This is a genomic window from Oscillatoria nigro-viridis PCC 7112 (assembly GCF_000317475.1).
In the GTDB taxonomy this organism is placed as follows: domain Bacteria; phylum Cyanobacteriota; class Cyanobacteriia; order Cyanobacteriales; family Microcoleaceae; genus Microcoleus; species Microcoleus nigroviridis.
Map to the genome: position 1 here is coordinate 4,073,195 of NC_019729.1, position 25,717 is coordinate 4,098,911.

The 25,717-nt window shown below is 46.5% G+C and carries 23 protein-coding genes and 1 other RNA gene; 16 read left to right on the top strand and 8 right to left on the bottom strand.

The genetic code is table 11. The annotated features are described in order from the left end of the window. Positions 1-163 precede the first annotated feature (163 nt). Positions 164-316, top strand: coding sequence for a hypothetical protein (locus OSC7112_RS39850; protein WP_190274223.1), 153 nt, complete (start codon positions 164-166; stop codon positions 314-316). A 142-nt stretch (positions 317-458) separates the two neighbouring features. Here the strand turns inward: OSC7112_RS39850 and OSC7112_RS17175 are convergent, their stop codons facing one another. Further along, entirely contained in the window at positions 459-1,640 is a 1,182-nt protein-coding gene (locus tag OSC7112_RS17175) for a HetZ-related protein 2 (protein WP_015177092.1), read from the bottom strand. 137 nt (positions 1,641-1,777) lie between these two features. Here OSC7112_RS17175 and glyS point away from each other — a divergent pair, with 137 nt between their 5' ends. From glyS to murD, 3 genes are all read left to right on the top strand, one after another. Continuing rightward, entirely contained in the window at positions 1,778-3,988 is a 2,211-nt protein-coding gene (gene glyS / locus OSC7112_RS17180; RefSeq protein WP_015177093.1) for a glycine--tRNA ligase subunit beta, read from the top strand. A 384-nt stretch (positions 3,989-4,372) separates the two neighbouring features. Continuing rightward, on the top strand, positions 4,373-4,615 hold the full coding sequence (locus OSC7112_RS17185) for a hypothetical protein (RefSeq protein ID WP_015177095.1): 243 nt from the start codon (positions 4,373-4,375) through the stop codon (positions 4,613-4,615). Between the two features lie 213 nt (positions 4,616-4,828). After that, complete coding sequence (gene murD, locus OSC7112_RS17190) at positions 4,829-6,175, top strand: UDP-N-acetylmuramoyl-L-alanine--D-glutamate ligase (RefSeq protein ID WP_015177096.1); 1,347 nt, start codon at positions 4,829-4,831, stop codon at positions 6,173-6,175. 138 nt (positions 6,176-6,313) lie between these two features. Here murD and OSC7112_RS17195 read toward each other — a convergent pair whose 3' ends face one another. From OSC7112_RS17195 to OSC7112_RS17210, 4 genes are all read right to left on the bottom strand, one after another. Then, positions 6,314-6,487 (bottom strand): hypothetical protein, encoded by a 174-nt coding sequence (locus OSC7112_RS17195; protein WP_190274450.1) that lies wholly within the window; start codon positions 6,485-6,487, stop codon positions 6,314-6,316. A gap of 36 nt (positions 6,488-6,523) precedes the next feature. After that, on the bottom strand, positions 6,524-6,886 hold the full coding sequence (locus tag OSC7112_RS17200) for a hypothetical protein (RefSeq protein WP_015177098.1): 363 nt from the start codon (positions 6,884-6,886) through the stop codon (positions 6,524-6,526). Further along, positions 6,855-7,037 (bottom strand): hypothetical protein, encoded by a 183-nt coding sequence (locus OSC7112_RS17205; protein ID WP_015177099.1) that lies wholly within the window; start codon positions 7,035-7,037, stop codon positions 6,855-6,857. The genes OSC7112_RS17200 and OSC7112_RS17205 overlap by 32 nt, the downstream gene beginning before the upstream one ends. 178 nt (positions 7,038-7,215) lie before the next feature. After that, entirely contained in the window at positions 7,216-7,626 is a 411-nt protein-coding gene (locus OSC7112_RS17210; protein WP_015177100.1) for an MAPEG family protein, read from the bottom strand. 31 nt (positions 7,627-7,657) lie between these two features. Between OSC7112_RS17210 and OSC7112_RS38285 the strand changes: the two genes are divergently transcribed. The 4 genes from OSC7112_RS38285 (at position 7,658) to OSC7112_RS17230 (ending at position 10,466) form a co-directional block, all read left to right on the top strand. Further along, on the top strand, positions 7,658-7,837 hold the full coding sequence (locus tag OSC7112_RS38285) for a mechanosensitive ion channel (RefSeq protein ID WP_223300631.1): 180 nt from the start codon (positions 7,658-7,660) through the stop codon (positions 7,835-7,837). A gap of 171 nt (positions 7,838-8,008) precedes the next feature. Next, entirely contained in the window at positions 8,009-9,067 is a 1,059-nt protein-coding gene (locus OSC7112_RS17220) for a DUF389 domain-containing protein (RefSeq protein ID WP_223300632.1), read from the top strand. A 176-nt stretch (positions 9,068-9,243) separates the two neighbouring features. Then, positions 9,244-10,023 (top strand): SAM-dependent methyltransferase, encoded by a 780-nt coding sequence (locus OSC7112_RS17225; protein WP_015177102.1) that lies wholly within the window; start codon positions 9,244-9,246, stop codon positions 10,021-10,023. Between the two features lie 107 nt (positions 10,024-10,130). Beyond that, complete coding sequence (locus OSC7112_RS17230; RefSeq protein ID WP_015177103.1) at positions 10,131-10,466, top strand: cupin domain-containing protein; 336 nt, start codon at positions 10,131-10,133, stop codon at positions 10,464-10,466. A 173-nt stretch (positions 10,467-10,639) separates the two neighbouring features. On the opposite strand, the gene OSC7112_RS17235 is transcribed toward OSC7112_RS17230, so the two are convergent. Further along, positions 10,640-11,341 (bottom strand): Crp/Fnr family transcriptional regulator, encoded by a 702-nt coding sequence (locus OSC7112_RS17235; protein WP_015177104.1) that lies wholly within the window; start codon positions 11,339-11,341, stop codon positions 10,640-10,642. A gap of 45 nt (positions 11,342-11,386) precedes the next feature. Here OSC7112_RS17235 and OSC7112_RS17240 point away from each other — a divergent pair, with 45 nt between their 5' ends. The 3 genes from OSC7112_RS17240 (at position 11,387) to psb34 (ending at position 13,148) form a co-directional block, all read left to right on the top strand. Then, the gene (locus tag OSC7112_RS17240) at positions 11,387-11,905 is read left to right on the top strand and encodes a CdiA C-terminal domain-containing protein (RefSeq protein ID WP_015177105.1); all 519 of its coding nucleotides are present in this window, start codon (positions 11,387-11,389) and stop codon (positions 11,903-11,905) included. Beyond that, a complete protein-coding gene (locus OSC7112_RS17245; protein WP_015177106.1) occupies positions 11,880-12,911 on the top strand; it encodes a thiazole synthase in 1,032 nt (343 codons plus the stop codon). The genes OSC7112_RS17240 and OSC7112_RS17245 overlap by 26 nt, the downstream gene beginning before the upstream one ends. Before the next feature lie 69 nt (positions 12,912-12,980). Further along, the gene (psb34, locus tag OSC7112_RS38290) at positions 12,981-13,148 is read left to right on the top strand and encodes a photosystem II assembly protein Psb34 (protein ID WP_015177107.1); all 168 of its coding nucleotides are present in this window, start codon (positions 12,981-12,983) and stop codon (positions 13,146-13,148) included. A 26-nt stretch (positions 13,149-13,174) separates the two neighbouring features. On the opposite strand, the gene OSC7112_RS17250 is transcribed toward psb34, so the two are convergent. Beyond that, a complete protein-coding gene (locus OSC7112_RS17250) occupies positions 13,175-13,393 on the bottom strand; it encodes a hypothetical protein (protein WP_041622590.1) in 219 nt (72 codons plus the stop codon). Between the two features lie 328 nt (positions 13,394-13,721). Here OSC7112_RS17250 and OSC7112_RS17255 point away from each other — a divergent pair, with 328 nt between their 5' ends. Together OSC7112_RS17255 and OSC7112_RS17260 are read left to right on the top strand one after the other, a co-directional pair. Then, the gene (locus tag OSC7112_RS17255; protein ID WP_015177108.1) at positions 13,722-16,013 is read left to right on the top strand and encodes a tetratricopeptide repeat protein; all 2,292 of its coding nucleotides are present in this window, start codon (positions 13,722-13,724) and stop codon (positions 16,011-16,013) included. A 105-nt stretch (positions 16,014-16,118) separates the two neighbouring features. After that, positions 16,119-16,811 (top strand): response regulator transcription factor, encoded by a 693-nt coding sequence (locus tag OSC7112_RS17260; protein ID WP_015177109.1) that lies wholly within the window; start codon positions 16,119-16,121, stop codon positions 16,809-16,811. Between the two features lie 114 nt (positions 16,812-16,925). Here OSC7112_RS17260 and hemG read toward each other — a convergent pair whose 3' ends face one another. Then, a complete protein-coding gene (gene hemG, locus OSC7112_RS17265) occupies positions 16,926-18,386 on the bottom strand; it encodes a protoporphyrinogen oxidase (protein ID WP_015177110.1) in 1,461 nt (486 codons plus the stop codon). A 969-nt stretch (positions 18,387-19,355) separates the two neighbouring features. On the opposite strand from hemG, the gene OSC7112_RS17270 reads away from it, so the two are divergent. The 3 genes from OSC7112_RS17270 to rnpB all read left to right on the top strand — a co-directional run bounded on the left by OSC7112_RS17270 (position 19,356) and on the right by rnpB (position 25,602). Continuing rightward, positions 19,356-23,591: a PAS domain-containing protein gene (locus OSC7112_RS17270; protein WP_015177111.1), complete on the top strand. Its 4,236-nt coding sequence runs from the start codon at positions 19,356-19,358 to the stop codon at positions 23,589-23,591. Positions 23,592-23,667: 76 nt separating this feature from the next. Beyond that, on the top strand, positions 23,668-24,849 hold the full coding sequence (corA, locus tag OSC7112_RS17275) for a magnesium/cobalt transporter CorA (protein ID WP_015177112.1): 1,182 nt from the start codon (positions 23,668-23,670) through the stop codon (positions 24,847-24,849). A gap of 319 nt (positions 24,850-25,168) precedes the next feature. Next, an RNA gene (gene rnpB / locus OSC7112_RS34870) (RNase P RNA component class A) lies at positions 25,169-25,602 on the top strand. Positions 25,603-25,717: the final 115 nt, after the last annotated feature.

The window sequence follows — 25,717 nt, forward strand, 5'->3', positions numbered from 1 at the left end:
CCCTTCTGTATTGCAGCCTCAAATTCTACCAAAAGATGGAGAACTAGATGATGACTGGCGCACTCTAGACCCACTATCACCGATCGCCCGATATTGATGCCCGTGGCTGGCAACAATAGAATTATATCTTTAATGCACAAGTATTAGAGATGCACCACAACCGATGATTTACGGGCAACCGCTGAATTTAGGATTGGTTAAAAAATCCTCAAAAGTCGATCGTGCTGCTAGTATCTTAGCCCAGAGAGTTGACTGCGATCGTCTCCGAGCGCGATCGTCACGGCTGCGCTACAACATCCCGATCGAGCTAACCTGATTTGATACAAGGGGCATCGCGCGGTTTTCCCCGGAGAAACTCGCAATCATCTGTGGCTGTTCGGGAATTGATTTGTAGCGCGGATTCTGAAAAATGCTACCGCCAATTAACAGTTAGCAATTGCCCGCCACCCATTACCAATCTACTCGTTGCGGAGCGATTGAGCTGCTAAATAGAGTTTGCTCCACTCGCCGATGACTTGATTGGTTTTCAGCTTTAATTCAGATGCGATCGTCTCTACACTTTTCCCTGCTTTCAGCGATTCTACCAACTGCCGCTGAACCGGCGTCAGGTTTTGTAAATATTGCTGCCACTGAGCCGGAGTCAAGCCCAAACTGTGTTCTTGGAGCGAAGTTTCCAGCCAGTTGGCGACTAATTCCGGTGCTTGTTTGACCGCAAAAACCCGAATCGCGTGGTAACTGACTTTTTCTCGCAAGCGGTAAATTTGCTTGATCGGAACCTTCAAATCCTCGGCAATTGCCTCTTGGGAACGACCTTGCAGGTAAAGCTGCAGCCACCGGGAAGCCAGCGGATCGACTTGTGCGGCCAAGTAATTCTCAAATTCTTGTTGGACAATCTGCCGCTGAGTTTGCTGCTCTTCCCAAGCTTGATTTTCTCGATACTCGGACATCGCCTGTTCGTCTAGCAGGCTGAGCGGTTCGTCTGTATCGTCGGGTAGAACCTGTTCCGACACCAGCCGCACCCAGTCTCCAGCAGGCACTTGCGTCAACCCGCCCCGCTGGGCACGCCGCAGGTAGTTGACAAAACGGTACACCAGCAGCGGCTGGTTGCGGATCGGCCGCAAGCAGTATTCTTCTGTGCTCGCTAGCAGCAAAGCATTTCGCAGGCGTCTGTCTGAGGTGCATTCGGCAATCCAGGCGACTTGCTGCTGCAGGTAGCGATCGGAATTAAGCATTTCCTGAATCACTTCTTGCAGTACCTCCACCGCACTCCGCTGTCTGTCGCGACTCAGGGAAACCCACGCTTGGATTTTTTGCCGGAGCACAACCAAACCGCCGAGCCGCCCGATCAAGTTGCGGTAAGCTTTTTCTGGCGGTACTCCCAGATACCGAGAAATCAAAATTCGATATAAAAAGTCGATCGCGCCAGAGGCGACGGTTAGTTGAGCCGGAGCAAGAGTGTCAAATCTTTCTGGCCTGTCTCCCAACAGCCAGCGGACAACACTCTCGCGAGTGCTAGAACTCTCCTCCGGGCAATCTTGTTCAAGTCGTGACTTCCAATCTTGTGCCAGTCTTTCCGCCAAGGTCATGAGCTGTTGAGCTATTTGTCTTTCACCCCCGATTTTACGTGGTATGCTGATCATTTGAGTCTTTTTTGGATTTAATAGGACTTGCGCGTCGGTAAAATAATTCTGTCATTGGGTTATCGCCAGCGGTAACTTTTGTAATGATTAAACGGGCAGATTAATTGCCTATTGACAAAAACACCTAACACTGTTATATGGCTAACTTTTTATTAGAAATCGGTACAGAAGAATTGCCCGCATCTTTTGTCTCAGGCAGCGCCCAGCAGTGGCAGCGACTTGTACCTGCAAGTCTGGCAGAAGAATCCTTGACAAATGACTCAATTAATGTATACGCTACTCCGAGGCGTTTGGCCGTTCTCGTGAAAGGACTGCCAGTTCAGCAATTAGATAGAGAAGAAGAGGTAAAAGGGCCGCCCGCGAGTTCGGCTTTTAAAGACGGCAAACCGACGAAAGCAGCCGAAGGTTTTGCGAAAAAGCAGGGCGTAGAAATTGATGCTTTGGAAGTTCGCGCTACCGATAAAGGCGATTTTGTGTTTGTGCTCAAAAAGATTCCGGGGCGGATGAGTGCGGATATTTTGACAGAACTTGTGCCGCAGTGGATTAATAAGTTAGAAGGCAAAAGATTTATGCGGTGGGCCGACGGAGATTTGAAGTTTCCGCGCCCGATTCGATCGATGGTGGCACTGTTGGATGATACTGTACTGCCAATTACATTGGTGAGCGGTTCGGATACGGTCAAGAGCGATCGAATTTCCCAAGGACACCGGGTGTTATACACCCCCCCTACACCCCAGAAGGAGGGGATATCGCTTCCTACACCCCCCCTTGGCAAGGGGGGGACGGGGGGGGTTTCGATTCCCCAAGCCGAGGATTATGTCGAGTGTATGCGGGCTGCTTGCGTGGAGGTCGATCGAACCCAGCGCAAAAATCTAATTAAAGCACAAGTAGAAGCCGCAGCGACAAAACAAGGCGGTTACGCCGCCATTACCGAAGAATTGTTAGAAGAAGTCACCGACTTAGTAGAATGGCCGAACGCAGTTGTCGGCAAATTTGACGAGGAATTTTTGATATTGCCGCCGGAAGTAATCACCACAATTATTGTTACAAACCAGCGGTATTTTCCCATCCTCAAAAGCCCAGATTATCCCGAACTTCTGCCCTACTTTATTACAATTTCCAACGGCGACCCTGCTAAAGCCGCGATTATTGCCGCCGGTAACGAGCGAGTAGTGCGGGCGAGATTGGCAGACGGTCAGTTTTTCTACAAAGCAGACTTGGTAAAGCCTCTAGAGGATTATTTGCCCAAGTTGGAAACAGTTACTTTCCAGGAAGATTTGGGGACAGTACGCGCAAAGGTCGATCGCCTGTGCAAGATTGCCAGTTTAATTGTCAATCAACTGCAAATCACAGAGGAAGAGCAAGCTGATGTAGCAAGAGCAGCCTTACTTTGCAAAGCCGACCTCGTAACCCAAATGGTTTACGAACTTCCCGAAATGCAAGGAATTATGGGGCAGAAATACGCCTTAGCAAGTGGCGAATCGGAAGCAGTAGCCACAGCGATTTTTGAACATTATTTGCCCAGAGGTGCGGGCGACAATTTGCCCCAAACTCTCACAGGTCAAGTTGTGGGAATAGCCGACAAATTAGATACATTAGTCAGCATCTTCGGTTTGGGAATGTTGCCGACTGGTTCATCCGATCCCTTCGCTTTGCGCCGCGCAGCCAATGCAATAACTAACATTATTTGGGCGGCTCAGTTGCCAGTCAACTTGCACCAGTTGCTCGCAGAAGTTGTTGCCGAATTTACCGCAGCGCGCCCAGAAACACCTGGGGAGTTGCTGGATCAGTTATACGACTTTTTCTTGCAAAGAATTCGGACTTTGTTGCAAGAAGAAAAGAATGTAGATTACGATTTGGTAAATGCAGTTTTGGGAGAAAACGACCCAGAATATACTGAACGAGCATTGAGAGATTTGTTGGACGCACTGGAAAGAGCGCTTTTCCTGCAAGAAATCCGCAATAACAAGACTTTGGATCTGATATACGAAACAGTCAACCGTTCAACTCGTTTGGCAGCTCAAGGTGATTTGGATAAAGTAGAATTGGAACCGAAAAATGCGGTGAAACCTGAGTTATTTCAAAAGTCGTCTGAACAAGCTTTTTACGATGCAGTAGTGCAGTTAGTGCCGCAAACGCTGCTATCCAAACAAACTCGGAATTACCAGCAGTTAGTAGATAGTTTGACAGAAATTGCTCCGACTGTCAGCAACTTTTTCGACGGGCCAGAAAGCGTTTTGGTGATGGATTCTGACCCCGAAATTAAACAAAATCGGTTGAATTTACTGGGTTTGCTGCGGAATCACGCGCGGGTGTTGGCTGACTTTGGGGCGATCGTGAAAAGTTAGAATTGACAAGATTTGAGTCCGCCGGGGGTTGAAAACCTCCGCTTCAGTCCGCCGGGGGTTGAAACCCTCCGCTTCAGTCCGCCGGGGGTTGAAACCCCCGTCTCAAAGCGAAAGTCCTCGCTATGAGGACTGAAACCCTGACATACTAGACTTTTCAGTCAGTTTTAACTCCTATGTTGCACCATTCTCAAATAGCCTTTTGTGAACAGGCTTTTCGGCCTGTGAAGCGAGAAAATTTATCTTTTGTGGAACAGGCCGAAAAGCCTGTTGCTGACAATAGTGCAATATCTCAGTTTTAACTGACTTTTAACTGGTTTCCAGGATCTGCCTGGGAACCCATATCCAGAGGCTCTGCCTCGCTCTTGAAAAGGGAAGATATGAACAATGAATGAGAAACAACTGATTCGTAAATGGGCGCAAATGTCAAACGCCAGTTTCTGGCTAGCGCCACTCGTTGTTACCATATACTATCTAGTAAATAAAGAAAAACCTCTGAGCAAGGAGATATATTTATTTGGAATGGTGGCGCTTACTGCGGCCGGATCATCATATCAGCTTCGCTGTTTATCCAGAGAGATTGTCCGGTTAGAAGAAAAAATTGAACAACTTGAAAGACGCACTCCTTGAAAAACTCAAAAAAAGGTCGATCGAAATCACAAAAGAGGACACAGCAGTGTCGTTTCCCTACGAATTAGGACACAGCAGTGCCGTTTCCCTACAAATAAATATCGCGTTCGATCGCCCTATTCCAAAATAAACAAAATAACCAATAGTCAATAACCAATTCAAGGTTAAGATATAAACTTATAAAACCAGGGAAATTCGCTCATCACACAACTTATGCCGATCGCTCATATCATTGGACTAGGAAAATCAGGAATTGCCGCCGCCAGACTGCTAAAACGCGAAGGATGGGAAGTAACGCTGAGCGATCGCTCATCTTCCCCAAATTTGCTCGAACAGCAACAGGAATTTGCTAACGAAGGAATTCATGTGGAGTTAGGCAAATCTTTTGAACCAGTCGAATCTATAGAATTAATAGTAGTAAGTCCGGGGGTTCCCTGGGACAGTCCAGCATTAGTGCGCGCCAGAGAGTTAGGCATTGAAACAATCGGAGAAATGGCTCTCGCGTGGCGTTACCTCAAATCTCCTTGGGTGGGAATTACCGGCACTAACGGCAAAACTACTACTACTGCTTTAATTGCTGCTATTTTTGCAGAGGCCGGGCTTTACGCTCCCGCTTGCGGCAATATTGGCTATGCTGCGTGCGAATTAGCTTTAGCCGAAAAACAGCCGGATTGGGTAATCGCAGAAATCAGCAGCTATCAGATAGAATCCTCGCCGTTTGTAGCGCCACGGATCGGAGTTTTGACGACTTTGACGCCGGATCACCTCAGCCGCCACAAAACTTTGGAAAATTACTACAACATTAAAGCGCATTTGCTGAAAAAGTCTGAATTGCAAGTAATTAACGGCGACGATCCTTGTTTGCGGCAGCAAGGAGTTGACATTTGGCCGGATGCGTGTTGGACGAGTGTCAAAGGTGAAAAAGAACTGTTGGGCGATCGCACTTTTGGAGCGTACATCGAAAACGGTTGGGTAATAGCTCAAAGCGAGAAAATTCTGCCGGCTGATTCTTTGCGGATGGTGGGAGAACACAATTTGCAGAATTTGTTAATGGCGGTAGCGGCGGCTAATTTGGCGGGGATAGATAAAAGTGCGATCGCCCGGGCGATCGCTAAATTCCCCGGAGTTTCGCACCGCCTCGAACACATCTGCACTTGGGAAGGCATAGATTTCATCAACGACAGCAAAGCTACTAATTACGACGCCGCCCAAGTCGGGTTGGCTTCAGTGAGCGCACCGGCGATTTTAATTGCGGGCGGCGACGCCAAAGAAGGGGACGATCGCGCTTGGATTGATACAATCAAGGCGAAAGCTGCTGGGGTGTTGCTAATTGGGGATGCGGCAGGTATTTTTGCCGATCGGCTCGAACAAGCAAATTACAACGCTTGGGAAATAGTCGAAACAATGGAACGAGCCATCCCGCGAGCAGCAGAATTAGGCAAACAAAATCATGCTAAAGTAGTGCTGCTTTCCCCAGCCTGTGCTAGCTTCGATCAATACCAAAACTTCGAGCAACGGGGCGATCATTTCCGCCAATTATGCCTCGAATCCCTAGTTTAGATATGTCATTGTTCGCTGTGTAAAAATTAAGATTGTTCTACACAGCGAACACTAACAAAATTAAATCTGCGTTCATCTGCGTCTATCGGCTTACATCTGCGGTTAAAAATTAAAACCTCTGATTTTGCCCAATCTACTTTAACTAACAGTCTTCCAAACAGTCTTAATTCTATCCTGTTGTTCCCATTCTAGAGCCTGAAAAACTATCATTATTTCCTCATGAGTATAATCAATAATGATTGCCGCCAAATGAGCAGCGGTTTCCGCTTCCAGCATGGCTGTTTTTAACTTTGCCATTGCCTCTTGATCCATTACCACTAAACTTTGAATATTGACCTCACTTTCCTTTTAATTTTCTCTGCAAATGCCTTTTAATTGGCTCTGAAAATCAGCAATCTGAGCAGCACTTATTGTATCAGAATGCGACGACGATATTTTAAATTCTTGCCTGCAAAGCTGAGAGCGCAATTTTTCATCAATCTCCAGAATCCGGTCTTCGGAAGCGACATTTTTTTGCAACAAAGTTGCGATTTCCCTTTCCAGTTGGCGATTTCCTTGCTCAAAGAAATCTTGAGAGTTAGAACGAAACAAACCGCTATTGACTTGCTGAATTTGGCTAGGTGTCAGCGATTGAGCCGAGACAGCAGCCGGAAATCCCAAAAATGCTGCTAGCCACCAGCTAGAAATTATCTGTTTGAGAATGCTGTTCATCACTGTCGGGAGGATTTTGTACCTCAGTTGGTTTCTCGTCTTCTGACTCGCTTGCTAATTCATCTTCTCGTTCAAGTTTTTCTTGCCACTCGACAAGCTGCTGAAAAAGTTTCGGGTTAATTTCAAATACGGGTTTGTTGGTTTCTGACATATTTACTCCTAACATTTATGACATTTAACCGGTTTCCGGGCTCGGCTTGCGAACCGCTGTCCAGAGGATATGCCTCGTTTTTTCAGCAGGAAAATTGGAGGCATATCCTCCGGATTTGCGTTAGCAGGCAGAGCTTGGAAACGAGTAGAAAAACAATTATCTCGATCGCAAGCTACGCTCAAACCTTCAGCAGCGACATAATTATGCCAGTTAAAGACCCACCAAGTAAAGCTAAAGTAGCTAAGGTACTAATGCCAAACCCTGCCGCTCTTTTTTCGGCAGCTTGATAGTAACCCCAAGCAAACAAAATGCGTCCAATTATCCAAACTGCGCCGATACCGGCGCCCCAAATTGGGCTGATAAATTGCGAGAACAGCCACAGCGAGGGCAAAAATAGAATCATTTGCTCTAAGGTATTTTGCTGAACTCGCACCACTCGCTCAAAGTCTGGGTTTCCTGTCATCTGCGGGGGAGAAACTTTGTATTTGAATCTCGCTCTGCCGACGTTGATGGTAACAACGAAGTAGAGAATTAATGCTGAAACAGTAATTAGACTAGGCCAAAGTGTCGCGTTTGCTTCTGCGAGCATGATTCGGTATTATTGGGGTGGACTATATATCTTGATTATAAATCAATTATTGCCGATCGCGTCATTCATCGCCATCCCGTCATTCAAGGCAGGGGATTTTATGCAACTGCTGGGTATTAGTGGCGCGGCAATTGCTTTCGGATTCTGGGACATCCTCGAAAAATTGCTGGCTGGGATTTTGATTCTTTTGCTCGCACCTGCATGCGGATAGGATCCCCCGACTCTTGTCGTGAGCCGCCCCAAATTTTAGACTCTTGTTCAACCTCCCAGATTCATCTGTGGAGTAAATTGAAAATATCGAATCTAAAATATCGAGTCTAAAATCTAAAATCTGTGGAGTAAATCTAGAATCTAAAATCTAAAATTTAAAATCTAAAATCGTTTGACGGATCCAAGCCCCCGACTTAAGGAGATTATTTTGCTCAACAATATTCGAGATCGTCTTAAATATTTCACCAGGAGCAGGATTCCTCGAGAGCATCTCAAGCAAATACGAGTTGACTTGTTGGAAGAATCAACCCTAGATATTAACTATCTTGTCTTAATTCTCGGTTCCTGTATAATCGCCACCTTTGGACTGCTTGCCAATAGTGCGGCCGTCATTATCGGTGCCATGATCGTTGCGCCTCTGATGTTGCCAATCCGAGGGTTAGCATTTGGAGCGGTAGAAGGTAACGTTCTCATCTTCCGCAAAGGTTTAGTTGCATTAGCAGTCGGGACGGTGCTAGCAATTTTTCTAGCTTGTTTTTTGGGCGCTTTGGTACAAATTCCCGACTTTGGGAGCGAAGTTTTAGCTCGTTCTAAACCTACATTACTAGACTTGGGAATTGCGATCGCCGCTGGGGGAATCAGCGGCTATGCGAAAGTTCAGCCCAAAGTTTCTGCTACTCTGGCGGGAACTGCGATCGCCGTCGCTCTCATGCCGCCAATTTGTGTTATTGGTTTAGGCTTATCTCAAGCTAATTGGTCGCTCAGTTTGGGAGCCAGCCTCCTATATCTTACTAATTTGCTGGGGATTACTCTCTCCTGTATGCTAACTTCTTTAATGGCCGGCTACACCCCCCTGCATCGCGCCGGTAAAGCCCTCTTGTGGGCGCTAGCATTGACGGCTATACTTGTAATTCCTCTGGGCGTGAGTTTTGCGGAATTGATCGAGCAAGCGCAACTCGAAGCCAGTCTGAAGCGGGCGTTGCTTAACCGAACTATCACTTTTCAACGAGTGGAACTGATTAAAACTGATACTAACTGGTTGACAAAACCGCCGGAGGTTCGTCTGATTGTTCGCAGCAGCGAAGCTTTGACACCCAAACAGGTGCAGCTTTTAGAAGCATTTGTCGAAAAAGAAATGGGTCAACAATTTACCCTAATTTTTCAAGTCAGTCAAGTTGAAGAAGTGCGGCGCTCAACCCTGAATAAGTCCCGATCGAAACCGAAACCTTAGCTATTTTAGCCCTAATTGTATGACCCCAGAAACTCTAATTCACGAAGTGATGTCGAGTATCATTCCCGATATTGTAGGGTTCGTCAGCCTGCGATAATTTGAATATGAGCTAGATCATAGAAAGATTTGGGAGAATTTGGCAAACTGAGAGTAAGGTTAAATAGGAGGTCAATTCAATGACCAATACTGCTCTGAATTTTAAGACTGCACCGGGACATCAAGTGCTCGCGGCGGCTGGCAAGAAAATGCTGAGGCCGGGGGGGAAACTTGCTACGGAACAGTTATTTGAATGGGCGGATTTTCAGCCTGGGGAGACTGTTTTGGAGTTGGCTGCTAGTTTTGGATATACTTCGATCGCCCTTGCTGAACGTTTTGGGGTAAAAGTAGTGGGAGTTGAGAAAAATCCCGAGAGTGTGGCCCGCGCTCGTGCTAATGTTGCAGCAGCCGGTTTGAGCGATCGAGTGGAAATTGTGGAAGGAGATATTTTTCACTTGGATCGGATTTCCCAACAGTTTGATTGGGTGTTGGCTGAAGCTATCCTGACAATGCAGTCGCCGTCGGGGAAAGCTAAAATTGTATCGGGAATTTGCGATCGTTTAAAACCCGGCGGCAAGTTTCTCTCTCACGAACTTTTAGTTAAAAACCGAGAATCTGAAATTCACAAAGCTTTATCAGAAGTGATTCGCGTCAATTCAACGCCTTTGTCTGAGTCTGGCTGGATTGCTGTTTGCCAAAACGCGGGTTTGCAAGTAGAAAAGTGTCAAACCGGGGCGATGGGGCTCCTCAACTTGTCGCGAATGCTGCAAGATGAAGGGTTTGTGGGTACTGTGCGGATTTTGTGGAATATATTAAGTCGATCGCAAATTCGCGATCGTATCTTAGCAATGCGTCGAGTTTTCCAGCATTACCAACAGGATCTAGGCTACATCGTTATGTCTGCTAAAAAACAATCTTAACCGAGTCAATCGATTTGCGATTTGCGATTTGCGATTTTCGATTGAAGAAAGTGAAGCCACTGATAAATCCGGGGACTTGTGACCAAATTAATTAATTGTCAAAAACTATGACTACTACTCTTTTACCGCTACAATCTTCAGCAATCCAACTCCGAGACGCAATTGAATATCCCGCCGCCGGAGTTCTGAACAAAATTTTAGTCAAAGACAAGAATTGTCAGTACAGTTTATTTTGTCTGGCTGCAGGAACGGAAATTTCGGAACACTCTTCGGCACGGAATGCCACAGTTAATGTCATAGAAGGAAAGGGTATTTTGACTTTGGAAGGCAAGGATATTGTTTTGGAACAGGGGGTATTTGTCTTCATGCCAGGTCAAGCTCTTCACGCTTTGAAAGCCGAAGAAAATTTGGCGTTTATTTTGACACTTTCCGAGGCTAATTAATTCCCTAAATATTGCTTGAGGGGCGGGTTTTACCTATGCTAATTGCCTAAAATCAATAATCTCATAAACCCGCCCCGGTTCACAGTTGTGGCAGGGCGGGTTTATATAGATAGTAAGTTGCAGTCAAATAGTATTTGTGAAACCCGTCCCTACAAGAATTGGGATTTTAACATTTAGTCTATTTCATTTCCCGAGGCGATATCCTCCAATTTTTCCCAATCCAATACAATAATCTTACCGCCTCGACTGTAGGATACAAACGGCTTGAGTTTCTTAAACAAGCGCACGCATTCTTCGTAGGTAATTCCAATAGTGCGAGCAATTTGATAGTAGGGAAAACGTTTTTCTAAACATACACTATTATCCGCAATCTTCGTACCTTGCTCGACGCCAAAGTAATGAATAAATCGGGCCAGCCGCACGATCGCCCTTTCCGACACCAAACCGTGCACGGTATCGTGCAGTTGCTGCAACCGCTGATTAAAAACCGCCAATATTCGCAAGGCAATCTCGGGATTTTCCCGAATTGCTGCTAGCAAAACTTCCCGTTCTGTGGTAAGAACTTCGACATCAGTTTCAGCAGTCACCGTTGCGGGGGCAATGCCGTTGCCTAGCAAAGCAGGTGCGGCAAAAATATCTCCCTGAAATAAAGTGCGGAGAATTGTTTCTTTGCCCGCCGCCGCTGTTTTTGCAACCCGCAGAGAACCGCTCAAAAGAGTGTATAATTTTTCGGGGATGCGATCGCCCTCATACATCACAACTTCTCCCTGTCGGTAACTCCGAATTGCTGTATGTTCTTGCAATCGCTCTAATTCAGTTTGGTTTAAGCTGGTAAATATTCCAATTTTAGCCAGTTGCTCAACAGTTGATTTCATACCTTTAACTCTACCCGCTCGGAGTCTATTGACAGTATAATAACGGTGAATTCAGAATATATCGAAACAAGCAGAGCCATCTACGAAAATGCAGAACCAGAATATCGGCGATATTATTTTGATGAGATGGCTGGCGGATTTGTGCTAATTCACCAACAACATAATCTTAATAATTCGGAAATCTTTCTGGCTGAAGTTTTGGCTAAAATAGGGAAGAGAGTTAGAATTTTGAGCGAGCAAGCAGCAGAGGGTGTGAGAACGCCAGATGCTGAGATAGACGGTGAGATTTGCGAATTTAAGGAGTTGACAGAATCTACGAGGAACATCAGGTATCGAGTTCAAGAAGGAATCAGCAGGGCAAAAAATCAAGGTGCATCAGTAGTGATTTTTCACATCAACCGAGAAAATTACGATGTCTGGAAAATCAACGCTGGCATCAAACAAGGTCTGTTTTGGGTATCCCAAAACCAGATTCAACAAATATTTTTTGTTGCCAACAGCAAACAAATTCAAATCATTACAAGGGAAGACTGGCAAAATGGAAGACCATTTCAGCGAATTTAAAGAAATCGTAGAGTGCGGGTTGAAAAATAATATGCCGCGAGATGCTAAACTAATTACTGTAGGCCAAATTTTATATGCTGTTACCCGCGACGATCTAACCATAAAAGAAGGTTGGCAGCTTGAAGAGATGATGGGTGGCAGAAAAAACTGGGAAGAGGCACTTGAGTACAGTATTTTTGGCTATCCAGTAGACACAGCAACGCCACCTTTAGACAAACCTCTGGTAATTGCTGGCAAAACTTTTCATTCTCGCTTGATGACGGGGACGGGAAAATATCGCAGCATTGCAGAAATGCAGCAAAGTGTCAACGCTAGCAGGTGCGAAATTGTTACCGTCGCGGTGCGGCGAGTGCAAACAAATGCTCCGGGGCATGAAGGATTGGCAGAGGCTCTCGATTGGACTAAAATTTGGATGCTGCCAAATACTGCCGGTTGTCAAACTGCGGATGAGGCGATTAGAGTAGCTCGTTTGGGCCGGGAAATGGCAAAACTTTTAGGGCAAGAAGACAATAATTTTGTCAAATTAGAAGTGATTCCCGATGCTAAATATTTGCTGCCAGATCCGATCGGCACTTTGGAAGCTGCAGAACAATTAGTCAAAGAAGGTTTTGCCGTTTTGCCTTACATCAATGCCGATCCCTTGCTGGCAAAACGCCTCGAAGAAGTCGGTTGTGCGACAGTCATGCCTTTAGGTTCGCCCATCGGTTCGGGACAAGGGATCAACAATGCCGCCAACATTCAAATAATTATTGACACGGTGAAGGTTCCTGTGGTAGTCGATGCGGGGATCGGAACGCCCAGCGAAGCAGCCCGAGCAATGGAAATGGGAGCCGATGCACTGTTGATTAATTCGGCGATCGCCAATGCCCAAAATTCCCCGGCAATGGCAAAAGCAATGGGAATGGCAGCAGAAGCGGGGCGGATGGCGTACTTAGCAGGCAGAATGCCGATCAAAGATTACGCGATCGCCTCTTCTCCCCAAACAGGCACTGTCACCTCCAAATAAATGGCCGAATTTTCCTGGGCGCTTTTTTGGTAGAGTTGTAAACATCAAAAATATTAAGGATTGTGACTGATGCCTTACATCAAAGATGACGATGGACGCCTGAACAACTTTGCTAAAGAGCCAAAGGTGTATGAAGCCGTACCTCCCAACAAAAATCAGCAACGGAACTATATCATCATGGGAATTGCAGCAGCCATGTTGGTCGCTGGTTTGGTGTTCGTGGCTGCTTCCGTCTAAAAGCTGGGCCCAGACTCAAAGCTGCTTCAAATCGCAATTTTAAATAATCCTTCAACAAACCATGTTTTTCCACCAAGGGAAACATGGTTTTTGTGTTTCAATACAAAGCAGGTAGTTGCGACAATCCTGAAGCGTGCCAAGCGAGCTGGAAAGCTAAATAAGACCAGCAGAAATTTGGTGTTTTCCTCTTGGCTGTTGGGTTCAGGGACTTGGGTTGCAAATACTAACACGGGTTCGTCACCCACATAAAATTGCCAATTGAAAATCTACAATCCTTGAGTCATCACCGGTGCGATTGACAATCAAGCATCCAGGATACAAGCCCCCGGATTCATCCGTGGATAAATAAAAAACCTGTATCCGATAAAGAGCCGAACGTATTTATCTCGCGCAAGTCAAGGCTTCAATCTAAAATCTCAAATCTCAAATCTCAAATCGATTGACTGCCTTCGGGGCTTAGTTGTGAGTTATGAGCGATCGAGATTTCAACTCTCAACTCTACAATCTAAAATCTACAATCCAAAATCTAAAACCTAAAACCTAAAATCTAAATTCTAAAATCGGCTGCTCCTGATGTCTATTCCTTCCCAAAAAGTTTCTAGCTCGAACAAGCTGATCTACCAACGCTTAAAACAGGCGATCGACCTCAATTTACGCCGTCAAATTTTTATTGCCGCCTGCGACGACTTGTGGTTGCGGGACTGTCTGGCAGCCCGCTTGCAGGCAGAATTAGCCGCAGAGAGCGCAGGCTCAGATCCTCGCTCCCCGATCGACTACCCCCGATTTGTCAGTTTGGAACTCGACTTGAGCGATCCAAATCCTTGGGCTTCGATCGCCGCGTGGCTGACCCAACACCCACCGCCGCAAAACAGGGGCAGCTACAGCCCTTTGCCGGGTTTTCAAATTCTCGGGGCCGAACACCTGACCAGGCAGTCAGCAGCCGTGCAGTGGTCGTTCCTGAGCTATTTGAGGGACATCGAAGCAAACCTGCAAATGTGCGAGTCTACTCTGTTGCTGTGGGTGTCGCGCCCCTGGCTGAGTTCGATCGAGCAATCGGCCCCGGAATTTTGGCACTGGCGAACCGGAGTATTTGAGTTTGAAGGCGAACCAACTCCAGCTAAGGGAGACTTCGGGCACTTTGATGACTTCGGGAACTCGGGAGACTTGCGAAACCTGCGGGACAGCGGAGACTTTGGCAACAAACTTTTAATATCTTCTTTGTCTGGACAATCCCCAATTCCCGACGAACCATCCCCAATTCCCGACGAACCATCCCCAATTTTCCATCCTCCGTCCCCAGGGCCAGATTCTAAATCCGTCCAACTGGCAGATGACGAACCATCTCCAGTTTCCCATCCTCCGTCCCCAGCGCCAGATTCTAAATCCGTCCAACTGGCAGATTTGGTGCTAGCAGCGGCTTCTGAGGATGTGGAAGCCGAAAATAATCCCGCATCAGAGGAGAATTTTCTGCCGCTGCAAACCCTGCAATATATCGAACTGCTGCAAGAACATCAGTGTAGTTCCGAAGCATTGGCTTTGGCTTATCACGGTTTGGGAAATTACTACCGCGATCGCATTCTGGGCGGAGACGTTTCAGAGCAAAACCTGACAATCGCCATTCGCGCGATCGAACAAGTGATTGCGTATCTCGAAGTTGACAGCAACTCCCAGCAAAATCGACCGCTAACTGAAGAATGCGCGCGGCTGATTGCCCAATTGACAGAAAATTTAACTCAGTACGCCCAGGAGTCCACCAGCCTACCGCCAATTTCCGATCTGCTCAACGATCTCGGCACTCTCTACTGGATGCTGTCGCGCGATCGCACGCAGCATAACGCCTCAGATCCGGTATCCTGTCTTGAACGCAGCATCGCCCTCTACCTTGAAGGTTTGAACCGAACAGATGCCGAAACCGTACCCCAAACCCGCGTTAGATTAAACAAAAATTTGGGAATCGCCTCGGCCGATTTAGCCCGCTATCGAGACAAGACAGAGAACTTGCAGCACGCAGTTGCAGCTTACCAACAAGCGCTGCTGGATCTAGACCCCGCCGTGGAGCCCCAGCAGTACGCTGCTGCTCAGAATAATTTGGCGACAGCATACTGGAATTTAGCCCAAGATGGTGAGCCGATCGTATATCTCAAAAGCGCGATCGCAGCTTACACCCAAGCCCTCTCCTGTTACAGTCCCGAACGAGAACCCCTCAACTATGCCGGAGTGCAAAACAACCTCGGTACCGCCTGCTGGAACCTCGCCCAGCACGCACCCTCAGAAGCCCTGCTAGTCAGGGCGATTTCCGCCTACCGCGAAGCATTGAAATACCGCACCCGAGAATTAGTACCCGCAGCAGCCGCCGCCACCTACAACAATCTCGGTACCGCTTATTGGCATTTGGCGAACCACTTCCAGCAGAAACAGGCGCGGACGGAATCATTGCAGCAGGCGATTACCGCCTACGAAGCCGCCCTGGATATCGCCGGAGAGATCGATCGAACCAAACTCACCTTTGACGCCTTGGCCGCCCGCAACAATCTCGGACTAGCCCACTATCAACTAGCCACCGACCCAGATTTCGCCGCTAACAAAGTCGCACAGACAAGCCATCTAGAAGCAGCACTGCACCACCAGTTGCAAGTGTGCGCCGAATGGGGACAACATCTCAATGACAAAGGGTTAACATATGGGGATAAACTCAACTTGCAAGCCGCGGCAAACTCCCAAGCGGCTGATTCCCGGCAAACAGCATTGAGCTATATTGTCAAAACGATTAGAGCTTTCTATAGTGAATGTGGGCTGCCAGGCCAAAATTTAGCCTTATCCAAAGTTCCTGGAGATTTATTGCCTGAAATTTTGCGTAGGTTATAAATAGGGCTATAACTATTAAAAGCTCAATTTTTTCGAGATTTGTATCCAGTTTTCTATTATTATGGCTGAATATTCTTGCCTAATTCTTCAAGCAAACTTGTGGTCATGGCCCCTGTAAAAATCCTTGTGGTTGATGACGACCCGGCAATCCGAAATTTAATTCACCGTTTTTTGAGCCAGCAAGGTTATCAAGTTGAGTCTGGCGAGGACGGTCGGACTGGTCTGGAATTATTTGAGCAACTCAATCCTGACTTAGTAGTTCTAGATGTAAATTTACCTGATACAACTGGCTACAAACTGTGTCAAGAAATGCAAAGACGCACGGGCGTGTTTGTGTTGATGCTGACGAGCCGAACCGATGAAGCTGACAAAATGAAAGGGTTTGCCGAAGGTGCTGACGACTACATTACTAAACCTTTTAGTCTTGTAGAGATTGGAGCTCGCGTTGCAGCAATTTTGAAGCGCAAACGCATTGTTACTCCCGCCGAACAACAAACTCTTACTTTTGGAGAGCTACTAATAGATCCGGTTCGCCGCGAGGTAATTCTCGGCAGTCAGATAGTTGCTTTGACTGCTTTAGAATTCGACCTGCTGTACTGTTTGGCCAGCAAACCCGGTCGCGTGTGGAGGCGATCGGAATTGCTGCATGAAGTGTGGGACTACGAGTATGTAGGAGCCGATCGCGTGGTGGATGTCCATATCGGTCAAATTCGCCGCAAAATTGAACCAGATGCCAATCAAATTTCGATGATTCAAACCGTCCGAGGCGTGGGTTACAAGTTTGAACCCACAACCTAATAACATTCGGCATTGGGCAGCGGATATGAAGGCAGAAGGCTGTAGGTGCGGGTTCACCAATATCTCGGATTAACATACTCGATATTTGTAAACCCGCCCTCCCCACACAAGAATTCAGATCGATCGAGTATCTGATTGTTTCTTCTGCAAATACTCGCCCACTTCTCGCGCACGATCGAAACCCCTTCGCACGCAATCTCCCAAAGCCACTCCGCCAACGTAGTTGCTGCACAAATACACTCCAGGCAAAGATTTTAAGCCCTCATCGATTTGTTGCAGGCGATCGAAATGCCCCAAATTGTACTGAGGAATCGCCCGTTTCCACAGCTTCACCGTTAAAACTTTTGGCTGTGGCACATCTGGTTTCAGCAAAATCCGAGACAAATCTCGGTGTACCTCCCGAACGATTTGTTCTGAGTCGAGATTGCCAATTTCCGAGTCTGTTGCCCCGCCGATGTAACTGGTGAGAGTTTGCCACCCTGCAGGCGCGCGATCGGGAAATAAACTCGATGTCCAAATCGTCCCGAGACAGCGAATTCCCTGCCCCCTCGGAATTAAATTTCCAAAACCCACTAATTTACCCTTGACATCCGACTGCGGGTATGCTAAGACAACGGAGGCAACCGTAGGATAAGTAAAAGCTTGTAAAGCGCTGCTAACTTGCGGTTCCAGAGGTTGCAACAAATCGGCTGTAACGTAAGCGGGCGTTGTCAAAACCACGGTGCGCGCCTCAACTTCCTGCTGTCCGTCGGGCGTCGAGAATTCAGCAATGTAAGTTTCGCGTTCTGTGCGCTGGAGGCGAGTCAAGTGCCAGTTGAGTTTCACTCGATCGCCCAACTTAGCAGCGATCGCCTCTGGCAAAGCCTTCAACCCCTGCTTGAACGAACCCAACTCCCCCGGCTTAGTTTTAGGAACATTCGGGTCTGCAGGCATTTTCTTCGGTCTGTTTTTAGCAGAAAGCAGCGCCCCCGCCACCAGCCCGCCACCCACATCAGCCATCTTGGCTACCCGGCCAAAAGCCGCCGCCGCGCTAAGTTGTTGCGGATCGCCGGCATAAACCCCAGAAACAAAAGGTTCCACCAACCGCTGCATCACTTCCGTACCGAGATGACGGCGGAAAAATTGAGAAACTGTTTCCTCGTTACCCTGCTGCGAAAGTCGATCGCCCATTGCCGGCGCGACAAACCCCAAAGCCCCGAACAACGCCCGCAGTTTCCCCGGAAAACTCAGCAACTGAGACTGAATCATCGCCGGTGGAGTCATCGGCACCGGTTGCAGCTTATTTTCCCAATACACAAAACGAGGCAATTTGCGATCGGCAAAAATCAACTCCTGCTTCAATCCCACATCCACAGCCAACTTCATCAATTCCGGCGTCGGCGAAAAACTGTTCGGGCCCTCCTCCCAGAGAAACCCCTCTGCTGTCACAGTCGTGATGTTCCCGCCCACACGTCCCTGACTCTCAGCGACTAAAATCTTCAGCGGCGATGCACTCGTTGCTTCCTTGTGAAGTGCGTGCGCCAAACTCAAACCGCTAATACCCGCACCCACAATCAAGGTATCTAATAGTTCCATATTACATAGAAAAATATCGCAATCTTTATGTTACATGGCTTTGCACGGCTTGCGTTCTTTGCTTCGCGTACTGCCAAACCGCTTTCAGATTACCAAATCGGAAATTGGGAATCGGTAAGCTGTCCGGCATTTCTTAACCATTTTTCTCGCAGGTTGTGGATTAACCCCTGCCCGCATCCCCGTCTCCCCGTCTCTCCATCTCGCTTTTGTCTCCGCTGGGTTTGGTTTAAAAAAAGAGCATTTGGTGTAATTAAGCTATATTCCCAAAAATACTATTGCTTTAAAATTTTTGTATTATAGGGAACAGCGCCAAAAATTGCACCGGGAAACGCAGCAGTACAGTACCCAAAAAGATTTGAGTGGGTTAAACTTATATGTTGCACCATTCTCAATTAGCCTTTTACGAACAGGCTTTCCGACCTGTTCCACAAAGTATAAATTTTCTCGCTTCACAGCCCGGACAGCCTGTTGCTGACAATGGTGCAAGATATCAGTTAAACTAACTTTAGGAAAATTTTACAGCTTAAGCAAGTCAGCACCCCGCTCTGAAGATATGGGGCTTTATGCCCTAATCAAAAGAGAGAGTTGACTAGCTATGGTTTTAACTGATTAGGCGATCGAAAATATGGGTGTAAGCCCAAGCTGCTATGCGATTGCCCGTGAAATATTGGCAACGGTAATTGTTCCGTTGAAAATAGATCGCAAAAGTACCAAGCGACCAAGTAGCCCCCTGTAGCAATAATCAATATTCAAGGCGGTTAAAACTGCCTGATGCGTGTTTCCTCGATCGATCTACTCACATCTTGCACCATTCTCAAGAACAGGTAAGATGCCTGTGAAGCGAAGAGTTAATTTCTTGTGGGGTGGGCATCCTGCCCGCCCATAAAAGCTTATTGAAAATGGTGCAACATATGAGTCTAAAGACACGAGGTTTCCACAATACTAAGCTTTTCTCATGAAAAAATACCCATGCAGGAAGTTATCAACTCGTTTCAGTCTTTTTTCTCTAACTCTGTTGATGCTTTCCTAGAGTGCGATCGACAGCAAAATTACCTATCGATCAATCCTGTTGCTGCTGCTTGGATGGGATTGGAGCCTGCTGAAATAGTCAACAAAACTAATCAGGAATTATTAAAATTATATCCCAATAATGATGCTGTCAAAAATATAATTTTGCAGATTGATTCTTGCCTGCAACAAGTATTTATAACCGGGGAAAAACGGCTGGCAATTCATGAGGTGACGACGGCAGACGGCGCGATGAAAATTTACGAAACTGCTTACACGCCAGCGGTGGATGCCTCTAGCAAGCAGATGCGGGTTTTGGGCGTCGGTAGAGATATCACCAGGCATTACCGCTGGCAGCAGCAGAAAACTCAACAGTTGCGCCGATCGAACCATTTACTGTGGTTGAATGCAGCTAACAGTCCCCTGGCAATGGTGGGCTGGGATGAAGATTTTCGGATCGTTCAGTGGTCGAAACGCGCTGAAGAAATCTTGGGCTGGACAGCCGATGATATGATGGGCAAGCAGTTCGGCGATTTAGATTTGGTTTGCGAAGAAGATAGAGAGGCTGTAAGCGCGATCGAACTCGAACTAGCCACAGGCAGAGGCAATACTTCAATTAACCGCAACTATACTAAAAGCGGACAGGTAATTTGGTGTCGCTGGTTCAACTCAATTATTCGCAGCGGCGACACTTTTACCGTGCTTTCTTTGGTGGAAGATATCACCGATCGCAAACGGTTGGAAGCAGAAAAAGCCCAAGCTTCTCGCCTCACAGCAATGGTAGCCGATGTGGGTATTGCCCTCACCAAACACCCTCAAGATATCCTGCTTCCCTGCTGCGAGGCAATGGTGCGGAATCTCGATGTCGCTTCGGCTGAAATTTGGACTTTCAACTCTCAACATAATCTTTGGGAATTGCAAGCATCCTCGGAAATATACAGTCGCACAGACGATCGCGCTAGGTTTATTGAAAGTAAGGTTAACTCGATCGCCAAACAGCAAAAACCGGAATTTGACTGCGGATTTGAACTGAACAATTTTGGGTTCCCAGAGGAAGAATCCGCAAAAGCAACAGAGGTGCAAAGTTCCGAATTAGCAATTATCAACACCAGTCAAAAACCGACAAATTGCCCAATACCCAAGCAAATTATTACCTTCGCAGGCTACCCTTTGATAGTCGAAGAACGGCTGGTGGGAGTCATGGTAATTATCAGTTGCCAGCCGCTGACAGCACCCTTTCAGGAAACTTTAGCATCGGTTGCCGATGTCATCGCTTTAGGCATCGAACGCAAGCGTGCAGAAGCTGAATTAAAATCAGCTAGAGGGTTTCTGAATTCCGTAGTAGAAAATCTGCCGGTGGGAGTTTTTGCTAAAGATGCTTCTTCGCTGAAATTTGTGCTGTGGAATAAAGCAGGGGAAACGATCGCAGGTGTTACTTCTCAAGAGGCGATCGGCAAAAATGACTACGATATTTACCCCAAAGAACAAGCTGATGTTTTTACTGCTCAAGACAGGGAAATACTGACCGGCGATCGCAACCAATCTACTGTTAAAGACATAGCCGAAGAGCCGATCCAAACTCGCCACAAAGGTATGAGAATACTGCACACCCGCAAAGTGCCCATTCTCGACGCCGCAGGCCGTCCCCAGTACGTTTTGGGGATTACTGAAGATATCACCGAACGCAGGCAGGTAGACGAAAGCGTGCGCCTCTACGACCAAATTGTCGAGAATATGCAAATTGGTTTGTACGTCTACCATTTAGAAAATATAGACGATGACAGCACTCTCAGGGCGATCGCCTCCAATCCGGCAGCTACCCTATTTACCGGGTTAGAAATGGCCGACGTTTTGGGAATGACAATCGACGAGATTTTTCCCCAACTGCGATCGAAAAACATTCCCCAAGCATTTGCTTCGGTAATTCGCACCCAGAAAGCCGTAGAACTTGAAGATATTGACTGCGATGAAGGCGGCAGAATAACTCGCGCTTTTTCTATTAAAGCTTTTCCATTACCCAACAACTGCGTCGGTGTTGCTTTTGAAAACATTACTGCTCGCAAGCGCCTAGAACTAGAACTGCAGGCGTCTTTGGAAAAAACCGAACGTTCCGAACAACTCCTGCGTACAGTAATAGACAAAACCAGCGACTGGATTTTTGCCAAAAACAAAAATTTTTGCTATATTTTGGTCAACAGGAGTTTTGCTAAAGCGATCGGCAAAACAGTAGAAGAAATAATTGGCAAATCCGATTTAGACTTAGGGTTTTCAGTAGAGCTGGTGTTTGGAAATTCTGCCAAAAATATCCGAGGCTTCCGCACAGACGATTCTGCTGTACTGGCAGGCGAAATCATCCACAATCCCTGCGATCCGGCAACTATTGCTGACGGTTCAGTACATATTTTTGATACCCAAAAACTTCCCCTGCGCGACGCTGAAGGTAATGTATTTGCAGTGCTAGCGTTCGCTCGCGATATTACAGAACGCCATGAATCGGAAGCAGCTTTGCGCCGTAGCGAAACCAGATTTAGGTCTTTGGTAGCGAATATTCCGGGAGTGGTTTATCGCTGGCAATGCGATTTTTCGACAAGTTTTATTAGCAATGCGGTTTACTTACTAACGGGCTACCCTGCTGGGGATTTTATTTCGCCTTTGAACAGGGGAGGTAGGACTTTTGCTAGCATTATTTATCCGGAAGATTTGGTAAAAGTAGAAGCCACTATTCGGCAAGCAATAGAAAACAAAGAGTCTTATAACTTGGAATACCGCTTGCTAGCAGCAGACGGGACGGTTAAATGGGTGTGGGATAAAGGTTCTCCTGTGTTCGACGCAGATGGGAACGTTTGCTGTTTGGATGGGGTGATTGTTGATATTAGCGATCGCTACTACGCCGAGGAAGCATTGCGCCAAAAAACTTTAGAGTTAGAAGCAGTTTTTCGCGCTTTGCCTGATTTGTATTTTCGACTAGATGCTGACGGTATAATCGTGGATTATTTGTCAGGAACTTCTTCTAGTTTATACTTACCTCCAGAACAGTTTATCGGTCAACGAATCACAGACATATTGCCACACAATGTCGCCTGTAAATTTGCCCGAGCAATCTTTGAAATTTCCGAAACAAGAACTTCAATCGATATAGAATATTCGCTTTCCATGTCGGAAGGAGAAAAAACTTATGAAGCCCGACTGTTGCCGTTTAATTCAGATCAGATTATTATTCTCGCCCGCAATATTACCAAGCGCAAACAAGCGGAAGCTCAATTAAAACATAAAAATCGCCAACTAGAGCAAACATTGAAACAATTAGGCAGGACTCAAGCTCAACTAATTCAAGCGGAAAAAATGTCTGGTTTGGGACAGCTAGTGGCGGGAATTGCTCACGAAATAAATAATCCTGTCAGTTTTATTTACGGTAATATCACTTACGCTAGTGAGTATGCCAGAAACTTGCTGGAACTGTGCAGTTTGTACCGCGCACATTACCCGGAACCTGTTGCTGTTATCCAAGCTTTGGCAGAAGAAATAGAACTGGAATTCATGAAAGAGGATTTCCCGCACCTGCTGAATTCAATTCAAACCGGAGCCGAGCGAATTCGCCAAATAGTTCTATCTTTGCGTAATTTTTCGCGCCTGGAAGAATCAGATATTAAGCGTGTTAATATTCACGAGGGAATAGACAGCGCTCTGTTAATTTTGCAACACAAAATTAAAGAAAATGGCAGAAATCGTAATATTCAAATAGTTAAAGAATATGGGAAATTGCCGCAGATACAGTGCTACGTGGGACAGTTAAATCAAGTGTTTATGAACATTTTAAATAATGCTATTGATGCTTTAGCAGATGTCAGGCATAGGAAGTTAGAATTGCCGAGTTATTCGGAAGAGGAACGGCAAGATTTTGCTAGTTTACCTTTAAGTTGCGCCGCATTGCCGTGGATTCGGATTCGCACGGAGGTGCTGGAGAATAATCGGGTGGCGATCGTAATTTCAGATAACGGGTCTGGCATGGCAGAGTCTGTTAAGTGTCGGGTATTTGACCCGTTTTTTACTACTAAACCAGTAGGCAAAGGTACAGGTTTGGGACTGTCTATCTCCTATCAGATTGTGGTGGAAAGACACGGAGGGACGCTGCAGTGCATTTCCGCGCCGGGAGAGGGAACTGAATTTGCGATCGAGATTCCAATTCGGCAGAGGTAATTAGTCATTGGTAATTGGTAGTTGCACCAGAAAAATGATAATCTAATTAAAGGTTCTAAAAGTCAGGAATATTAGCATGGTCTACAAAAGCATACATACTTCTAGTCCCGTTGCAAAACAAGTTAAAGAAGAAGATGATGATGATGATTCCTATGTTGACTATTTTTATGACGATCAGGGGGCTCCGCCGGGAACTCTCGACTTAGAACCCGATGCGCCGCCTCCCGAGATTGTATTAATTGACTATTGCGACACAGCAGCTACTCGCGCCCACTTGGCAAATCCTCAAAAAGCTGCTGGGTATTTAGATACAGAATCTGTTTCTTGGGTTGATATGTTGGGATTGGGAAACAAAGAAACCTGGCGACAAATGGGCGAAGTATTTAATTTGCACCTAATGGCTCAGGAAGATGTAGTTAATGTTCCCCAGCGACCGAAAGTAGTAGACTATGAAGAGCACATTTTAATTATTGCTTGGATGGTGATGCTGCATCCAGAATTAGATACTTTTCATAAAGAACAAGTAAGTTTGATTTTGGGCAAGCATTACCTGTTAACTGTTCAGGAAGAACCGGACTATGATTGTTTTGAACCAGTGCGCGATCGCATTCGTAAAGGACAAGGAATTATTCGCAAACACGGAGCAGATTATCTGGCTTATAGTCTGTTAGATTCTATTATAGATGGATTCTTCCCTGTATTAGAAATGTACGGAGAGCGGATTGAAGAACTAGAGGATGAAGTGGTGGTGAACCCCACCCGCAGAACCCTGGAAAAAATTTATAAAATCCGGCGAGAATTGCTGACGCTGCGCCGCGCCATTTGGCCGCAGCGGGATGCAATTAATGTTTTAATTCGAGATAGCAGTGATTTGATTACTCCCGAAGTGCGAATTTACCTGCGCGACTGTTACGATCACACAGTACAGGTGATGGATATGGTGGAAACCTATCGAGAGCTGTCTTCGGGTTTAATGGATGTTTATCTGTCATCGGTTGGCAATAAAATGAATGAAATCATGAAGTTGCTGACAGTAATTTCTAGTATCTTTATTCCTCTCACTTTTGTGGCGGGAGTATACGGGATGAATTTCAATACAGAGAAATCGCCCTTGAATATGCCGGAACTGAATTGGTATTTTGGCTATCCGCTTTGTTGGGCAATGATGCTAGCGATCGCCTCTGGTTTAGTTTACTTCTTCTGGCGGCGCGGCTGGTTTGATAATTTTTCTACTATCAAAGATGACTCCTTAAAGTAACCGAATTGAAGATTTGAGATTTAGGATTGAAGATTGAAGAATTCAAAATCCTGTTAGGTAAAAAGGTTTCCTGCCCCTAGTTGAATCCGTGCCATAAATCCTTGCATCATAGTGCCCCAAATTTCCATCCTCCTGATTCATCCGTGAGTGATTGTAAGGGGAGTTGCATGGAAATTTAATTGTTGGGCGGGCTTTCGGGCCCACCGTACAGGAGTTTGAATAAACACAAATGTCCAAATTAAGTGGGCGACAAGTTAAAATCTTCAATCTCAAATCCCCAATAGATTGACGAACGATCGCGTACAATAAATTTGGGGAAAAAGTAGGCGCAGGCGGTTGCGGGTGAGCGAAAGCTTGTCTGAGGAAAGTCCGGGCTCCCGAAAAACCAAACTTGCTGGGTAACGCCCAGTGCGAGCGATCGTGAGGATAGTGCCACAGAAAGATACCGCCAATTAGTCATTAGTCAGCAGTCATTGCTCGTTAGTAAGTAACTGAGGATTTTTGACTGGGAAGCAACAACTAATTTGGTAAGGGTGCAAAGGTGCGGTAAGAGCGCACCAGCAGCATCGAGAGGTGCTGGCTCGGTAAACCCCAGTTGGGAGCAAGGTCGGAGGGACTATGGTTGGTTTTTTACCAGTTCCGTTTTTTGGTACCGCTTGAGGCGTCTGGTAACAGGCGTCCCAGATAGATAACTGCCCTCGAAAACTGCTTGCAGTGGAGAGAACAGAACCCGGCTTATGTCCGACTTTTTCCCCCCCCATTTAATTAAAATTACCGCTTGGGAATAAGGTCAACAAATCCTTTCGACCTGTTTTATGTTGGGAAAGGCGTGCACTGCATACCCGGAGGAATATTTTGGGTAAGGTGC

Bases quoted from the DNA above. Each gene is read 5' to 3' on its own strand.
- OSC7112_RS39850 (WP_190274223.1), top strand. From the start codon at position 164: ATGATTTACGGGCAACCGCTGAATTTAGGATTGGTTAAAAAATCCTCA.
- OSC7112_RS17175 (WP_015177092.1), bottom strand. From the start codon at position 1,640: ATGATCAGCATACCACGTAAAATCGGGGGTGAAAGACAAATAGCTCAA.
- glyS (WP_015177093.1), top strand. From the start codon at position 1,778: ATGGCTAACTTTTTATTAGAAATCGGTACAGAAGAATTGCCCGCATCT.
- OSC7112_RS17185 (WP_015177095.1), top strand. From the start codon at position 4,373: ATGAATGAGAAACAACTGATTCGTAAATGGGCGCAAATGTCAAACGCC.
- murD (WP_015177096.1), top strand. From the start codon at position 4,829: ATGCCGATCGCTCATATCATTGGACTAGGAAAATCAGGAATTGCCGCC.
- OSC7112_RS17195 (WP_190274450.1), bottom strand. From the start codon at position 6,487: ATGGATCAAGAGGCAATGGCAAAGTTAAAAACAGCCATGCTGGAAGCG.
- OSC7112_RS17200 (WP_015177098.1), bottom strand. From the start codon at position 6,886: ATGAACAGCATTCTCAAACAGATAATTTCTAGCTGGTGGCTAGCAGCA.
- OSC7112_RS17205 (WP_015177099.1), bottom strand. From the start codon at position 7,037: ATGTCAGAAACCAACAAACCCGTATTTGAAATTAACCCGAAACTTTTT.
- OSC7112_RS17210 (WP_015177100.1), bottom strand. From the start codon at position 7,626: ATGCTCGCAGAAGCAAACGCGACACTTTGGCCTAGTCTAATTACTGTT.
- OSC7112_RS17225 (WP_015177102.1), top strand. From the start codon at position 9,244: ATGACCAATACTGCTCTGAATTTTAAGACTGCACCGGGACATCAAGTG.
- OSC7112_RS17230 (WP_015177103.1), top strand. From the start codon at position 10,131: ATGACTACTACTCTTTTACCGCTACAATCTTCAGCAATCCAACTCCGA.
- OSC7112_RS17235 (WP_015177104.1), bottom strand. From the start codon at position 11,341: ATGAAATCAACTGTTGAGCAACTGGCTAAAATTGGAATATTTACCAGC.
- OSC7112_RS17245 (WP_015177106.1), top strand. From the start codon at position 11,880: ATGGAAGACCATTTCAGCGAATTTAAAGAAATCGTAGAGTGCGGGTTG.
- psb34 (WP_015177107.1), top strand. From the start codon at position 12,981: ATGCCTTACATCAAAGATGACGATGGACGCCTGAACAACTTTGCTAAA.
- OSC7112_RS17255 (WP_015177108.1), top strand. From the start codon at position 13,722: ATGTCTATTCCTTCCCAAAAAGTTTCTAGCTCGAACAAGCTGATCTAC.
- OSC7112_RS17260 (WP_015177109.1), top strand. From the start codon at position 16,119: ATGGCCCCTGTAAAAATCCTTGTGGTTGATGACGACCCGGCAATCCGA.
- hemG (WP_015177110.1), bottom strand. From the start codon at position 18,386: ATGGAACTATTAGATACCTTGATTGTGGGTGCGGGTATTAGCGGTTTG.
- OSC7112_RS17270 (WP_015177111.1), top strand. From the start codon at position 19,356: ATGCAGGAAGTTATCAACTCGTTTCAGTCTTTTTTCTCTAACTCTGTT.
- corA (WP_015177112.1), top strand. From the start codon at position 23,668: ATGGTCTACAAAAGCATACATACTTCTAGTCCCGTTGCAAAACAAGTT.